Source organism: Flavobacterium tagetis, assembly GCF_016735615.1.
In the GTDB taxonomy this organism is placed as follows: Bacteria; Bacteroidota; Bacteroidia; order Flavobacteriales; family Flavobacteriaceae; genus Flavobacterium; species Flavobacterium tagetis.
In genome coordinates this window covers 255574-270758 of record NZ_JAERSF010000004.1, presented here as the reverse complement: position 1 = coordinate 270758, position 15185 = coordinate 255574, and the positions used below count along the sequence as shown (strand labels likewise).

The following is a 15185-nucleotide window of genomic DNA, read 5'->3' as shown; positions in this document are numbered from 1 at the left end:
ATTCGTACTTTAAAGTTAAAAATTAATTCCAACGGTTGTTATTAAACTGATTTTTTTTCCAGTACCACATCATTAAAAAACCAGTAATCGCACCTCCAACGTGGGCAAAATGCGCTATACCGGTACCGCCACCTCCAAACAGAGAAGTACCTTTAACACCTAAAAACAAATCCATTAATAAAAGCCCAGGAACAAAGTATTTAGCTTTGATTGGAACTGGAATAAACAAAAGTGCCAATTCTGCATTTGGAAACATAAAAGCAAATGCCGTAAGCAAACCGTAAATAGCACCAGAAGCTCCGACAACAGTTCCTATATAAGCACTTGTAAACCCATCAAATTGAGGTGCACTTACTAAAGTCTGCCATCTAGTATCTATTTTTCCTTGACTTAAAATATTCAAAATATCAGCCTTATGATAACCATTAGCAGTCAAGATATTAATTGTATCCTCAAAAAAGTAATAATTTACCGCTGTATGAAGCAATGCCGAACCCAAACCACAAGAGATGTAAAAAAATAAAAACTTTTTACCTCCCCAAAAATGTTCTAAAGCAGATCCAAAAGAAACCAATGCAAACATGTTAAATGCAATATGCATAATCCCGCCATGCATGAACATATGCGTGATAGGCTGCCATACTCGGAAACTTGGATTTTCTGGAAAGAACATCGCGAAATACTCGTATGATATTGGCACTAACTGAGAACCAATAAAAAATATAATATTAATAATAAGCAGTTGTTTAACAACTGGAGTCATATTCATCATAAAGCAAACTTTTTATCTATATCTTCAACACGCATCGTGATGAAAGTAGGTTTTTGAAAAGGTGAAATATTTGGATCTTTACAGGCAAACAAACCGTTTACCAAATTATCTTGTTCTTTTTCGGTTAAATAAGATCCCGTTTTAACCGCTAAACTTTTAGCCATTGATTTGGCAATTGTATCGTTCTGACTGTAGCTGTTTGCTGGAATTCCGTCCTGCAAATCGCTCAATAATTGCTCAATTACCTGCGAAACTTCGCTTTCTGTAATATTTACAGGAATTCCAGAAATTACAACGTGATCTGTTTTGCTTTCGTCAAAAACAAATCCAGTTGTTTCTAAAGAAGGTTTCAATTCTTCGATCAGTTTCATTTCTGAAGCAGAATAAAACAAATCTAAAGGAAAAAGCAACTGTTGGCTAGAAGCTTGATTTACGGTCATATTCAGCAAAAATTGCTCATACAAAATTCGCTGATGTGCACGCTGCTGATCAACAATAATCATTCCTGATTTTATTGGCGATACAATATATTTTTTATGTATTTGATACGTTTTCTGCGTTGCTTGTTCGACATCTTCATCATCAAATAAAGAAGAGGTTACCTCTTCATTTTCGAATGTAAATGGTGAACTTTCTATACTTTCAGGATTTTCGACGTCTAAACCAACATATAAACTTTCCCAGCTTGCAGTTGGCTCTACTCTTTTAGAATATCCTGAATACGACGATCCAGAAGATGATGATCCTGATGAAGACGAAAAAGAAGAACCCGAACTATATCCAGACGAACCCGAAGCAGCTTTGCTATAATGCTGATTGGTTTTATCATCGGTAAAAGGATTAAAAGTTCCATCAACTTGAATGGTCGGAACTCCAACTTCTACATCTTTATAATGATATGGCGTATCTAAGTTGGCATCTCTATCGAAATCTAAAACTGGAGCAACATTAAATTGCCCTAAACTATGTTTGATAGACGCTCTTAAAATAGCATACAATGCCTGTTCGTCATCAAATTTAATTTCTGTTTTAGTCGGATGAATATTGATATCAATAGTATTTGGCGGAACCTGCAGATACAAGAAATAACTTGGCTGAGAACCATCTTTCAGCAATCCGTCGTATGCAGACATAACTGCATGGTGAAGGAAACTGCTTTTTATAAATCGATCGTTTACAAAAAAGAACTGTTCTCCCCTATTTTTCTTTGCAAATTCGGGTTTACATACAAAACCTTGAACATTGATAATCTCTGTATCTTCGTTTACAGGAACTAATTTTTCATTTGTTTTTCCAGACATAATACCCACAATTCTCTGACGGTATCCTGCTGCAGGAAGATTGTACATTTCGCTTCCGTTATGATAAAAACTAAAATGAATATTTGGATGCGCCAATGCTACACGCTGAAATTCATCCATTACGTGACGAAATTCAACTGTATCTGACTTTAAGAAATTACGGCGAGCAGGGATATTAAAAAATAGGTTTTTAACCGCAAATGAAGTTCCTTTTGGCAAAACTGCCACCTCTTGTGAAACAAATTTACTTCCCTCAATTACAATATGCGTTCCAAGTTCGTCCTGATCTTGTTTGGTTTTCATTTCCATGTGGGCGATCGCCGCAATAGAAGCCAACGCTTCTCCACGGAAACCTTTTGTTCCTAATGAAAACAAATCTTCGGCCTGGCGGATTTTGGATGTTGCATGACGAGCAAAACACAAGCGCGCATCTGTAACGGTCATTCCGACTCCATTATCGATAACTTGCACAAGTGATTTACCGGCATCTTTTATAATTAATTTGATATCAGTTGCTTTGGCATCGACCGCATTTTCTAACAATTCTTTTACGACTGAAGCTGGTCTTTGAACCACCTCTCCAGCAGCAATTTGGTTAGCAACGTGATCAGGAAGCAATTGAATAATACTCGACATTAAGCAAAAATAGTTTTAAAGTTTAGGTTAGGTTTTTTGCAAACCAAGAAGTACAAATTTAGTGAATTTTGATTGGCTTTTAGAATAAGATCAATCATAAAAAAAACAAAAACTACAATAGTCTAAAAAACAGAAAGGTTGCAATTTACATTAATTCATTTTTGCAATTTCATCCAAAGTATAAACCTTGTATTCCATCCCCATTTCTTTTGCATTCTCTTCAACTGTTGTTGTAAAACCCGCTTTCTTTCTTCGATCATTAACTGTAGCAGGATTTTGAATTGGAGAAACATAATTAAAAAACTCTTTTTTTCCTGTCTGCTTGTTTGTTATTTGTTTCATCTGACCCTGTGTTCCATAAATCTGTTCTTTTCCTTGCTGGGTTAGATAACGATCTTGCATTTTAGCAAAGTAAGTAAAAGGTATCTCCTTCTTTTTCGCTTCTTGCTCAATCACTGGCAAATATTCTCCAATTTTCAAACTGTGCTGAATGACATACCATGCCGCAATATTGGTTGGTTCGCCAACTAAACTTTTTCCTGGATAGCCATACTGATTAATAATTTCTTCAATCTTAATCAAGTTAAGAGAATCTCTTTTTTGCATTTCAAGCCAAATGCCTTTTCTAAAATTCGGATCATTTTCACGACCCAGCTCCTTCACTATTTCCTTTTTTCGATCTTCAGAAGTATCAAAATTGATATATTCTCTAAGAATTTGATCGGATTTCATAATTGAGTCGAGCTCCTTTTTCAAATTTTCATTGATTTTTTTCTGAGCATAGCTTTGACTGAAACATAAAACAAAAGCGTAAAGTAGATATTTTTTCATAGAAATTTAATTAAAGACTAATTCAAATGTAATATAATTCCGAATTTGACAGAACTTAATAGAATCACAAAAAAAGCATAAAAAAAACCTACACTTTTAACAGTATAGGTTTTAATATTCTTAAAACAAATGTGCGTTATTCGTTTTCTATTTTTTTTGGAGAATCTTCAATTTGAAGGGCTCCTGAAGTCAATAATGGCTGATTGAAAGCATGAGACATTGAAGCTTGCTGACGAATGTAAGCCATTTTGATTGCCGCAATTGCAGCTTCAGTTCCTTTATTTCCGTGAGCACCTCCACTTCTGTCAATTGACTGCTGCATATTATTGTCTGTTAAAACACAGAAAATAACTGGAATATCCGTTTGAACATTCAAATCTTTAATTCCTTGTGTAACTCCTTCGCAGACAAAATCAAAATGTTTGGTTTCTCCTTGAATTACGCATCCAATTACAATAACTGCATCAACATTTTGAGTCTGAAGCATTTTTTTAGCCCCATAAATCAACTCAAAACTCCCTGGAACATTCCAACGGATAATTTGCTGAGCCGGAACATCGCAATCAACTAAAGCGTCAAAAGCGCCATTATAAAGTCCTTCTGTTATAGTATCATTCCATTCAGAAACAACAATCCCAAACCGAAAGTCTTTCGCGTTTGGGATTGTGTTTTTATCGTATTCTGATAGATTTTTATTTTCAGTAGCCATCTGTACTATTTTGTTTTTAAATTTCAGACTGCTAAAATACGAATCTAAAATCTAAAAACTGAACTCAAATAGCAGAATTATTGCGCTAATCCGATCAAAGCATCAACAGATGCCGCTTCTGGAGTACTGTCGTAATTATCTTTAATGTCGTTGAAATATTTCAATGCATCTTCTTTTTGCCCTAAAGCTAAAGCCGTTTTTCCAGCTTTTAATAAGAAACGAGGCGTTGTAAAATCATTTTTATTAGATTCAGCAGCTTTTACATAAAAATCTAAAGCTTCTTTTTGTTGATTTTTTTGTGAATAAGCATCTCCTGTAGCACCTTTTGCCAAAGCACTTAAGATTACATCTTCTGATTTGAATTCACCTAAATATTTAATTGCCTCATCAAATTTACCTGTGTTTAGGTAAGCAATGCCTGCATAGTAGTTTGCTAAGTTTCCAGCGTCTGTTCCAGAATATTCGTCAGCGATTTTGATAAATCCAAATTTACCCTCTGAACCGTTTAATGATAATTTGAATAATGAATCGCTAGAAACACCATTTACCGCTTTTTCAAAGTTTTGTTGAGCAACAAACATTTCACTTGCAGCTTCTTCTTGTTTAGGAGTTGCAATAAATTTTTGGTAAGCCAAATATCCGATTGTAGCAACTGCAATACCAGCAACTAAACCAATAATGATTTTTTGATTTTTAGCCACCCAATCTTCAGTTCTTGAAGCAGTTTCATCTAATTTTGAGAAAACTCCAGCTGTAGTACTGTCTTTTTCGTCAATAATTACTTGTTGCTCTTCAGTAACCACCTCTTTTACTTCCTTTTCTTTTGGTGTCTTATATCCTCTTTTATTGTAAGTTGCCATTTAAAATTTATTTAGTGAACGGCAAAAATAAAATTTTTCTTGAAACTGAGGTAAAAAATTTCAATTTTATCACTATTTTAAAAGAAATATTTTCCTTATTCGCTTATCCTTTCGCGGAAGCGGTAAAATAAATAAGCTCAAGAAAGCCCTAAAGCCAATTATATCGATAATTTTCGGTAATTTGCAGCCTCAAATTTTTACCGTTCAAAAAGGGTAAATTTTACACGTGGAGTCCCGAAAAAATGCATTTAAACAAAATCTCATTATTCAATTATAAAAACTTTTCAGAAGCAAGTTTTGATTTTGACATCAAAATCAACTGTTTTGTTGGAAAAAATGGCATTGGAAAAACCAATGTGCTCGATGCTATTTATCATTTGGCTTACGGAAAAAGTTATTTTAATCCGTTGGCGGTTCAAAACATCAAGCATGGCGAAGAATTTTTTGTTATTGATGCAGAACTGGAAAAGAACGAAAGAACAGAACAGATTGTTTGCAGTCTAAAAAAAGGGCAGAAAAAGGTTTTAAAACGAAATGGAAAACCTTACGATAAATTTTCAGATCATATCGGGTTTATTCCGCTAGTAATTATTTCGCCAGCAGATCGCGATTTAATTATTGAAGGAAGCGAAACACGCCGTAAATTCATGGACAGTGTTATTTCGCAATTAGACTCTACTTATCTTCATCAGCTTATTCAATATCAAAAAGTGATTGTGCAGCGAAATGCACTTTTGAAATATTTTGCGCTCAATCATACTTTTGACAATGATACCTTATCTATATATAATGAGCAATTAAATGAATATGGAAAATCGATTTTTGAAAAACGAAAAGATTTTTTAGAACAGTTTATACCTATATTTAATATACATCATCAAGCAATAACAGGATCTGAAGAATCTGTACAACTGGTTTACGAAAGTCATCTATTTGAAAAAGATCTTTTACTGCTTTTACAAGAAAACATAAACAAAGATCGCGCACTTCAATATACCAGTGTTGGAATCCATAAAGATGATTTATCTTTTGAGATTGATTCACATCCGATAAAAAAATTCGGGTCGCAAGGACAGCAAAAATCTTTTCTGATTGCTTTGAAACTGGCTCAATTTGAATTTCTAAAAAAGCAAAGCGGTGTAAAACCTATTTTATTGTTTGATGATATTTTTGACAAACTAGACGAAACGCGTGTTGCCAAAATTGTAGAAATGGTAAACAGCGAAACGTTTGGACAGCTTTTTATATCGGACACACATCCCGAAAGAACTGAAGCGATTGTAAAATCGACGCATCAGACTTATAAGATATTTAACTTGTGATTTTTTTCTGATTCAGCAAAATTGATACAATTTGTATCAGATTTTAGAATCAATCCCAAAATAGAAATCCTTAAATTAGCTTGAACAAAAAACTTAAAAAACAACCTGCAATAAATACTTAAGGGATATGTTAGCGAAAGAATCATTGCAATTTTTAGACGATCTAAAAAAGAACAACAATAGGGAATGGTTTCAAGAGAACAAAAAGCGATACGAAGTTTTCAAGAAAGATTATCATCAATTAGTGAGTGATTTTCTGGACGCGATGAAACCGCTTGATCCTTCATTAGAATTATTGGAAGTCAAAAACTGTACATTTAGAATCAATCGTGACATTCGTTTTTCTAAAGACAAATCGCCTTATAAAGCACATTTAGGAATCTGGATGTCTGGCGGAACAAAAGGTTTAAATCGTGCTGGATATTATGTGCATATTGAAAAAGGGGCTAGTTTTATTGCCGGCGGATTCTACTCTCCTGAATCGGAAGATTTAAAAAAAGTCCGTAAAGAAATTGCTTTTTTCTATGATGATTTACAGGAAATCTTAAACGATAAAAATTTTAAAAAGGAATTTGGAAATTTAGATTTTAACGAAACTAACTCTTTAAAAAGCATGCCTCGAGGATACGAAAAAGATCATCCGGCTATTGAGTTCCTAAAATTGAAGAGCTTTACAGCCACTCAAAAATATGATATCTCTGAAGTTACCCAGAAAGATTTCGTAAAAAAGATAAGTCAAAAACTGATTGCTCTAAAACCACTAAATGAATTTATAAATCGCGCTTTAGATACTGAAGAATTTTAGAAATAAAAAAAAATCGCCACGAATTCACGAATTATTCAAAATTAATTCGTGAATTCGTGGCGAAAAAACTTTTATAATGAAAAGGAAGATACTTTTTCTTGGAGAATCTTATCGTGCCGATGCCATTACCTGGATGAAAGGCCTTAAAGAATTTGGTGATTTTGAAATTATCACTTGGGAACTTCAAACATCAAACAACCACAGATCTAAACGTATTTTAGAATATTTATTCGCTCCTATTTCTATTAGAAAAATAATTAAAAAGAAAAAACCAGAAATGGTGATTGCAGAAAGAACCACCAGCTACGGTTTTCTTGCAGCATTATCTGGGTCAAAAACCATTGCGATCGCACAGCAAGGCCGAACTGATTTATGGCCAGAAGAATCTAAATTATATCCTTTTAAGAAATTCATTCAGAAATATGCTTTCAAAAAAGCGCATTTAATTCATGCTTGGGGACCTGTTATGGCAATTCATATGAAAGCAACTGGAGTTGATATGAATAAAGTTTTGGTTCTCCCAAAGGGAATTGATTTATCGCTTTTTATTCCATCGACGAATAATTCAAATAAAATTGAAGCCATTGTAACACGTTCGTTGCAGCCAGAATATCGTCATGATTCTATTTTAAAAGCTTTCGAAATTTTAAACCAAAAAGGAATTGATTTTTCATTGACAATTGTTGGCGATGGAAACAGATTGCAATTTTTAAAAGATTTAGCAAAAGAACTCCAAATCGAAAACAAAGTGATTTTTACAGGAAGAATCCCGAATACAGAACTTCCAAAATTACTGAAGCAATCCAATGTTTACATCAGCATGCCAATTACCGAAGGCGTTTCGGCATCTTTATTTGAAGCAATGGCGTGCAATTGTTATCCTATTGTTTCTGACATTCCTGGAAATCAAAGTTGGATCACGCATCGCGAAAACGGTCAATTAATTGAAATTGATAATATCGAAATGCTGGCCAATGAATTAATCTGGTCTTTTGAAAATTCTGAGTCTAGAAATCAAGCTATTATTCGAAACAGAAAATTTGTGGAAGAAAATGCGAATTACGACATCAATATGAAAGTTATTTCAGAGAAATATCATCAACTGATTGATTCTCGAAATAGTTAATTCTTGTTTTTTGGATAAGCCAAAGAGACCTTTTTGCCTACAGCATTGTAAACAACATAATGGTAGCTTTCATTTTCTCTCAAAAGAAAGATATCTCCGTAACTTTCATTTTTAGAAAAAACAATTTTATAATTAGATAAATCTCTTTGTTTTCTTCTGTCGTTACAATCTTTTACAATTTCTTCTGACTGATTTGCATTTGTCTTATCCCAGACATAATCATACGATTTCCATTCTTTACCAAAAGAATCCAGCATTTGAGTATAAAGCATTTGATCTCTATCCTCTTGAAAATCACCATTACTAGGAATTAATCGAACTGCATCACCTTCTTTGTAAATATAAAAAACACCTAAGTCTTTCCTCTTATTTTCCTGTTGTGCTCTTAGATTGCCACAATAAAACCCAACAAAACGCACATTTTCAACGGCCATACGCATATGGTCATTATCAACCATCGTGTAAGAACCTGAAGTATAAACAGAGCATCCATTAGGGCATATCATTGGTTCGCCACATGAAAATGTACCATCTAAATTAAATATTACACTACGCCCTTCACTTGGTTGCTTTTCTTTTATTAAGGAATATTCAAAAACATTAGAATAACCAATTATATCCTTTGTACTCCATTCCCCTTCAATACTAACAACTTGTGCAGAAGTTGATATTGACAAAAACAACCCTAAAAAGAGTAAAATCTTATTCTTACGGAAAATTTCAGTCATAATTATAACATTATAATTCTTTCAAATCTACAAAAGAAATCAATTTGTTTTTTGAATCCTGATATTTATTTAAAACCCATTTCAAATAAATTATAATCCTTACTTTTGAACCATATTAAAAAGCCTTTTATTTATGGAAATTCAATCCAATTTTTCTTTAAAAAAATATAATACTTTCGGCATTGAAGCTAGTGCAAAACAATTTGTTGCAGTACATTCTGTTGACGAATTAAAAACCATTTTGTCAGCAAACAAAAACGAAAAAAAATTCATTCTTGGCGGCGGAAGCAATATGCTTTTAACCAAAGACATTGATGCATTGGTCATTCATATTGATTTAAAAGGCAAAAAAATCATAAAAGAAGACGACGATTTTGTTTGGGTTGAGAGTCAAGCGGGCGAAACTTGGCATGATTTTGTTCTTTGGACAATCGACAATAATTTTGGCGGATTAGAAAATATGTCTCTTATTCCTGGTAATGTCGGCACAACTCCAGTTCAAAATATTGGTGCTTATGGAACCGAAATTAAAGACACTTTTATTTCTTGCGAAGCGATGAATATTGCGACTCAAGAGATAAAGACTTTCAACAATGCTGAATGTAATTTTGGCTACCGCGAAAGTATTTTCAAAAATGAAGCAAAAGACCAATATATTATTACTTCGGTTGTTTTTAAATTGACTAAACGCAATCATAAAATCAATACTTCTTACGGAGATATTTTGGCAGAATTGGCCAAAAACAACATTACAGAACCAACCTTAAAAGATGTTAGTAATGCTGTAATTGCCATCAGACAAAGCAAACTTCCAGATCCGAAAGAACTAGGAAACAGCGGAAGTTTCTTCAAAAATCCGATTTTATTGAAATCTGATTTTGAGAAAATCCATCAGGAATTTCCAGAAATGAAATTCTACGAAGTTTCAGAGACTGAAGTAAAAGTTCCAGCGGGATGGCTGATTGAACAAGCTGGCTTTAAAGGAAAACGTTTTGGAGATGCGGGAGTTCATAAAAATCAAGCTTTGGTTTTGGTGAATTACGGAAACGCGACAGGACAAGAAATTTTAGCCGTTTCTAAAGAAGTTCAAAAAACCGTTTTTGAAAAATTCGGCATTCAGATTGAGGCGGAAGTAAATGTGATTTAAAAACACTAATTTCACTAATTGCCACAAATTTAACCCATTGTAAGACTGAGCGGAGTCGAAGTCTTTGCTTTAAAGCATTTCGACTCCGCTCAATGTTACAAATTGTATAAACAACAAAATCATGTACACACCAGATTTATACAAAAACGAAAATGAGGAAGAAATAAAAGCTTTTTTGAAAGAAAACAGTTTTGGAATCCTAATTAATCAGACTAACGGAAAGTTATGCGCAACGCATATTCCGATAGAATTGGAATTGAATGCGGAAGGAAAAGAAATTCTTCAAGGGCACATTTCAAAACTGAATCCGCAGGCAGAAGGTTTTAGAGAAAATGACCACGTTTTGGCTGTATTTACTGGCCCTCATAGTTACATTTCTTCTTCTTGGTATGATCACGAAAATGTTCCAACTTGGAATTATATAGCCGTACATGTTTATGGAAGAATCAAGATTGTTGATTACGAAACTTCTGTAGAACAATTGAAAAAACTGGTAGATAAATATGAAGTGAATTCTAAGAATCCTGTTCGTGTTGAAAATCTATCTGAAAAAACCATGCGCGAAGCACGAGGAATATTTGGTTTTGAAATCGAAATTGAAGAAATTCAAGCTACAAAAAAACTCTCTCAAAACCGCGACGATCATAATTACAAAAACATAATTTCGGAATTGGAAAAAACCGAAAACCCTCAGTCTATTGCTGTTGCAAAAGAAATGTCAAAATGCCGAAAGTAAATCGGTTTTAGCTATTGAATTTAGCGAATTGATAAGTACATTTGCAGTCGCAGAACGTGAAATTAATAGAATCAAATAAATCAGATGCTTATATACATATTTTACTTTTTTATTGCTATTGTTGCAGTTCAACTTTTTTATTATCTCGGAGTTTTTGGAAAATTTGCTTTTGCCAAACCACAGCACGTGAAGCCTAAAAATCTTCCTGTTTCTGTAATTGTGTGCGCTAAAAACGAAGAAGAGAATGTCAAAAAATATATTCCGCTTTTAGCACAGCAAGATTACCCTGATTTTGAAGTTGTCTTAATTGACGATGCATCGAGTGATGAAACTCTTGAAGTTTTTGAAGAATTTGAAAAAGAATTCTCTAATATCCGTCTGGTAAAAGTTGAAAACAACGAAGCTTTTTGGGGAAATAAAAAATATGCTTTAACGCTTGGAATAAAAGCTGCAAAAAAGGATTACCTACTTTTTACAGATGCAGATTGTTTCCCAAGTTCTAAAGATTGGATTACTTCTATGACTTCACAGTTTACCATGAACAAAACAATTGTTTTAGGTTATGGTGGTTATGAAAAAGTAGAACGTTCATTTTTAAACAAAATCATCCGTTTTGAAACAGTTTTAACTGCAATTCAATATTTTTCATGGGCAAAAATGGGACTTCCTTATATGGGAGTTGGAAGAAATCTTGCCTACAAAAAAGAAGAGTTTTTTAATGTAAATGGCTTTATTGATCATATTCAGATTCGTTCTGGTGATGACGATTTATTCATTAATCAAGCAGCAAATAAAGCGAACACAACTATTTCTTATACACCTGAAAGTTTTACCTATTCAGAACCTAAGAAAACCTATAAAGAATGGTTTACTCAGAAAAGAAGACATATTTCTACTGCAGAACATTATAAGTTTTTTGACAAAATGCAGTTAGGATTATTCTTCTTCTCACAATTATTCTTCTTTATATTAGTTATTGTACTGTTAGCATTTCAATTTCAATGGATCGCCGTACTAGCAATTTTAGCAACACGCTACACTATTGCATGGACAGTCGTTGGATGTTCAGCAGGAAAATTAAAAGAAAAAGATATTAAAATTTGGTTTCCAGTTGTTGAGATAGCGCTTATATTAACGCAAATTAATATCTTTATAACTAATATCTTTTCAAAACCAGTATATTGGAAATAAATTCTAAAATAGAAAAAGCAAAAAAAGGCGATCAAATCGCCTTTACTTTTTTATTAGATCATTATTGGAATGAGGTGTATTCGTTTATGCTCAAACGTACCGAAAACGAAACCACCGCAGAAGATATTACGATAGAAACTTTCTCCAAAGCTTTTGATAAAATTGCTTCTTATAATTCAGAATTTCAGTTCAATACCTGGCTTATCGCAATTGCAAAAAATGTCTATATTGATTTACTTCGAAAAAAGAAAACTAATCTTTTTATCGAAATTACTGATAACGAAGACCAACAGGCATACAACATTGCCGATCCTACTCCATCTGCAGAAGATGCATTAATCAAAGAACAGAATCTTTCTCGTCTGCTTTTATGCATCAAAGAACTCAAACCGCATTACCAAGAAGTAATTCAGCTTCGTTATTTTCAGGAAATGTCTTATCAGGAAATTGCTGCTAAGATTGACGAACCATTAAGTAGCGTCAAAGTAAAGCTTTTGCGCGCTAAAAAATTATTAGCCGAAATTATCGAACGTAACAGATAATTCACTATCTTTAAATAAAGAATAAATTATTCCTATATTTATTCTTAAAATAAAAATATTTCTACAACATTAAAACTACAACATTTACGTTGTTAGCTCAAACCTAAAACCTTTTCTGCGTATGATTTAAAGTTACTTAACCTTAAAACCCAAAAATTATGTCTAAATTAAGCATTTATGAAAACAAGTGGACCGATCTTGTTTTCGAGAACAAAAACAAAGAATATGGCGCATATCAATTACGCCAGGAGAACTCCAAAACTTCTGTTACAGCTCTCTTTATGGGTTTATTGTTAATAACAGCTTTAGGGAGTGCATCTGCACTTATTAGTAAATTTAACTCTCCAGTAGTTGTTGAGCCAGAACCAGAGGTTTACGAACCCCCAACCATTGTAAACATTGATCCTACGGTTGTAACACCACCGCCAGCTCCACCTGCGCCTATGGTAGAACAAACTGCCGCAAGTCAGACAGAAGCGGTTCAATTAACCAACCCTGTTGTCGCAAGAACACAAGAAGCTGTACAGGAAATTGCACCTAATATAGAAAATGTACCAGTTGTAGAAAATGCTTCAGGAACAGGAAACGCTACTAATGTATTACCTACAGGAAGTGGAGGAGGAAATAGTGACGCTACTTCGGTTTCACTACCAAGCAACGATCCTGTTTCTACTGCAATTTTGGATAAACTTCCAGAATTCCCAGGTGGAATTGCTCAGTTTTACAAGTACGTTGGAAACAATTTCCACAGACCAGAACTTGACGTAGAAAAAACACTTAGAGTGTATGTTTCTTTTGTCGTTGAAAAAGACGGATCAATCACTGACATTATTGTTAAAAACGATCCAGGTTACGGAATGGGGAAAGAAGCTATTAGAGTTCTTAAATCATTAAAAACAAAATGGGCTCCAGGAATTCTAGACGGAAAACCAGTGAGAACTGCATACAATCTTCCGATAACAATAAAAACAGAAGTCGAATAATATAAATATTTTGAAAAGTGAGAAAAGCAGAACTTAGGTTCTGCTTTTTTTTATTTACATTCTTTTTAAAATCCACTACATTTACTCCTTCAAAACGGAAATCATTTTAACTAAATTAAAACAGAATAATGGGAATATTTTCAGCTATTCTTGGCAACGCAGGTTCAGTAAGTCAAGAAGATTTAATTAAAAAATACGGACAGCTTTTAACTGCAAATGAAGAAATCGAAATGGGTTTCAAACTTATTCGTGACACTTTCATCTTTACCAACAAAAGATTAATCTTAGTCGATGTGCAAGGAATCACGGGAAGCAAAACAGAGTACAAATCTATTGGCTACAAAAGCATAACAAGATTCAGCGTAGAAACTGCAGGAACTTTTGATCTTGATGCGGAATTAAAAATCTGGATTTCTAGTGAACAGCATCCGAGCATTGTAAAACAATTCAACAAATCGGTTAATGTTTACGAAGTGCAAAAAATTCTTGCTTTTCATGTTTTAGGATAAAAAAATAACCCCAGCAAATATCAATTTACTGGGGTTTATTATTTTAAGACACAACTCTTATTTCTTTTTAGCAGTAGTTGTTTTCTTCGTAGTTGTAGTTGTTTTTTTAGTCGTTGTTGCAGGAGCTGTATTTACAATTTTTTGTTGCACATACGGTTTATACAAACCATCTTTCTCTGCTCTTTTCTTAGCGTCATCAGCTCTTTTCTGAGAATCTGGATGCGAACTCATCATTTGGTCAATAAACGAAGCTTGAGCACCTTCACTCATTTTTGCTAAAATTCTAAACGCAGACTCTTCAGCATTTACATTGTAACCGTTTTTCTTCATGAAATTATAAGCAAACAAATCTGCTTCCGATTCTTGCTTACGGCTGTATTTACTATCAATAATCGCGCTTCCGATTTTTCCAAGCTGGCTATCTGTAACTGTTGCAACTGTTGCCGACTGAGAAGCAGCTCCATCCATTAATGCTTCTTTTTGGTAAGCTGCACGAATAGCATCTCTAGAATCGTTGTTTGCTACGTGCCCGATCTCGTGTCCGATTACAGCAATTAATTCATTATCATCCATGATATCCATTAATCCTGAATAAACACGAACGCTTCCGTCTGCAGTTGCAAATGCATTTACTTCTTTTAATTTATATACTTTATAGTTTAAAGTGAATCCGTCTCCTGCCGCATGCTTTCCAAAAACACGATTTAATCGTATAGCATAACCATCAGTTGGCCCAGCAATTTCATGCTCTGCATCTAATTTATCTACAGCTTCTTTAGATAATTTTGCCGCATCGGCATTACTAAAAGTAAAACCAGTAACTCCTTTTTGAACTGCTCCAATTGCTTTATCTCCAAAATTAATCTGTGCATTTGTTTTAGTAAAACTAAAAGCAGCCAATAAAACACCTAATACAATAAATTTCTTTTTCATTTTTACTTTTATTAATTTAATAACAAATATATTACAAAAACAACATTATAATTC

The 15185-nt window shown here is 33.6% G+C and carries 16 protein-coding genes; 9 read left to right on the top strand and 7 right to left on the bottom strand.

Annotated elements, in window-relative coordinates:
• Positions 1–22: 22 nt before the first annotated feature.
• From JI750_RS19035 to JI750_RS19015, 5 genes are all read right to left on the bottom strand, one after another.
• Positions 23–772 carry a rhomboid family intramembrane serine protease gene (locus tag JI750_RS19035; RefSeq protein WP_202005926.1) on the bottom strand — a complete coding sequence of 250 codons (750 nt, stop codon included), beginning with the start codon at positions 770–772 and terminating at the stop codon, positions 23–25.
• Entirely contained in the window at positions 769–2709 is a 1941-nt protein-coding gene (gene mutL / locus JI750_RS19030) for a DNA mismatch repair endonuclease MutL (RefSeq protein WP_202005924.1), read from the bottom strand. Before mutL ends, JI750_RS19035 begins: the two co-directional genes overlap by 4 nt.
• Before the next feature lie 150 nt (positions 2710–2859).
• Positions 2860–3540 (bottom strand): DUF6624 domain-containing protein, encoded by a 681-nt coding sequence (locus JI750_RS19025; protein ID WP_202005922.1) that lies wholly within the window; start codon positions 3538–3540, stop codon positions 2860–2862.
• A gap of 136 nt (positions 3541–3676) precedes the next feature.
• Positions 3677–4249, bottom strand: a complete 573-nt coding sequence (gene ribH / locus JI750_RS19020) for a 6,7-dimethyl-8-ribityllumazine synthase (RefSeq protein ID WP_111363185.1) — start codon at positions 4247–4249, stop codon at positions 3677–3679.
• A gap of 77 nt (positions 4250–4326) precedes the next feature.
• Positions 4327–5109, bottom strand: a complete 783-nt coding sequence (locus JI750_RS19015; protein ID WP_202005920.1) for a tetratricopeptide repeat protein — start codon at positions 5107–5109, stop codon at positions 4327–4329.
• Positions 5110–5351: 242 nt separating this feature from the next.
• Between JI750_RS19015 and recF the strand changes: the two genes are divergently transcribed.
• The 3 genes from recF to JI750_RS19000 all read left to right on the top strand — a co-directional run bounded on the left by recF (position 5352) and on the right by JI750_RS19000 (position 8362).
• Entirely contained in the window at positions 5352–6431 is a 1080-nt protein-coding gene (gene recF / locus JI750_RS19010; RefSeq protein WP_202005918.1) for a DNA replication/repair protein RecF, read from the top strand.
• A 127-nt stretch (positions 6432–6558) separates the two neighbouring features.
• Positions 6559–7236 (top strand): DUF2461 domain-containing protein, encoded by a 678-nt coding sequence (locus tag JI750_RS19005; protein ID WP_202005916.1) that lies wholly within the window; start codon positions 6559–6561, stop codon positions 7234–7236.
• Positions 7237–7312: 76 nt separating this feature from the next.
• Entirely contained in the window at positions 7313–8362 is a 1050-nt protein-coding gene (locus tag JI750_RS19000; RefSeq protein WP_202005914.1) for a glycosyltransferase, read from the top strand.
• Here JI750_RS19000 and JI750_RS18995 read toward each other — a convergent pair.
• Positions 8359–9090, bottom strand: a complete 732-nt coding sequence (locus tag JI750_RS18995; RefSeq protein ID WP_202005911.1) for a hypothetical protein — start codon at positions 9088–9090, stop codon at positions 8359–8361. The genes JI750_RS19000 and JI750_RS18995 overlap by 4 nt on opposite strands.
• A gap of 133 nt (positions 9091–9223) precedes the next feature.
• On the opposite strand from JI750_RS18995, the gene murB reads away from it, so the two are divergent.
• The 6 genes from murB (at position 9224) to JI750_RS18965 (ending at position 14198) form a co-directional block, all read left to right on the top strand.
• Positions 9224–10237: a UDP-N-acetylmuramate dehydrogenase gene (murB, locus tag JI750_RS18990; RefSeq protein ID WP_202005909.1), complete on the top strand. Its 1014-nt coding sequence runs from the start codon at positions 9224–9226 to the stop codon at positions 10235–10237.
• A 121-nt stretch (positions 10238–10358) separates the two neighbouring features.
• Entirely contained in the window at positions 10359–10973 is a 615-nt protein-coding gene (locus tag JI750_RS18985; RefSeq protein WP_202005907.1) for an FMN-binding negative transcriptional regulator, read from the top strand.
• Positions 10974–11057: 84 nt separating this feature from the next.
• Entirely contained in the window at positions 11058–12164 is a 1107-nt protein-coding gene (locus JI750_RS18980) for a glycosyltransferase (protein WP_202005905.1), read from the top strand.
• A complete protein-coding gene (locus tag JI750_RS18975; RefSeq protein WP_111424500.1) occupies positions 12155–12706 on the top strand; it encodes an RNA polymerase sigma factor in 552 nt (183 codons plus the stop codon). Before JI750_RS18980 ends, JI750_RS18975 begins: the two co-directional genes overlap by 10 nt.
• 158 nt (positions 12707–12864) lie before the next feature.
• Positions 12865–13689 (top strand): energy transducer TonB, encoded by an 825-nt coding sequence (locus JI750_RS18970; RefSeq protein WP_202005903.1) that lies wholly within the window; start codon positions 12865–12867, stop codon positions 13687–13689.
• A 128-nt stretch (positions 13690–13817) separates the two neighbouring features.
• Positions 13818–14198 carry a PH domain-containing protein gene (locus JI750_RS18965; RefSeq protein ID WP_095929421.1) on the top strand — a complete coding sequence of 127 codons (381 nt, stop codon included), beginning with the start codon at positions 13818–13820 and terminating at the stop codon, positions 14196–14198.
• Positions 14199–14255: 57 nt separating this feature from the next.
• On the opposite strand, the gene JI750_RS18960 is transcribed toward JI750_RS18965, so the two are convergent.
• Positions 14256–15131 (bottom strand): M48 family metalloprotease, encoded by an 876-nt coding sequence (locus tag JI750_RS18960; protein WP_202005901.1) that lies wholly within the window; start codon positions 15129–15131, stop codon positions 14256–14258.
• Positions 15132–15185 lie beyond the last annotated feature (54 nt).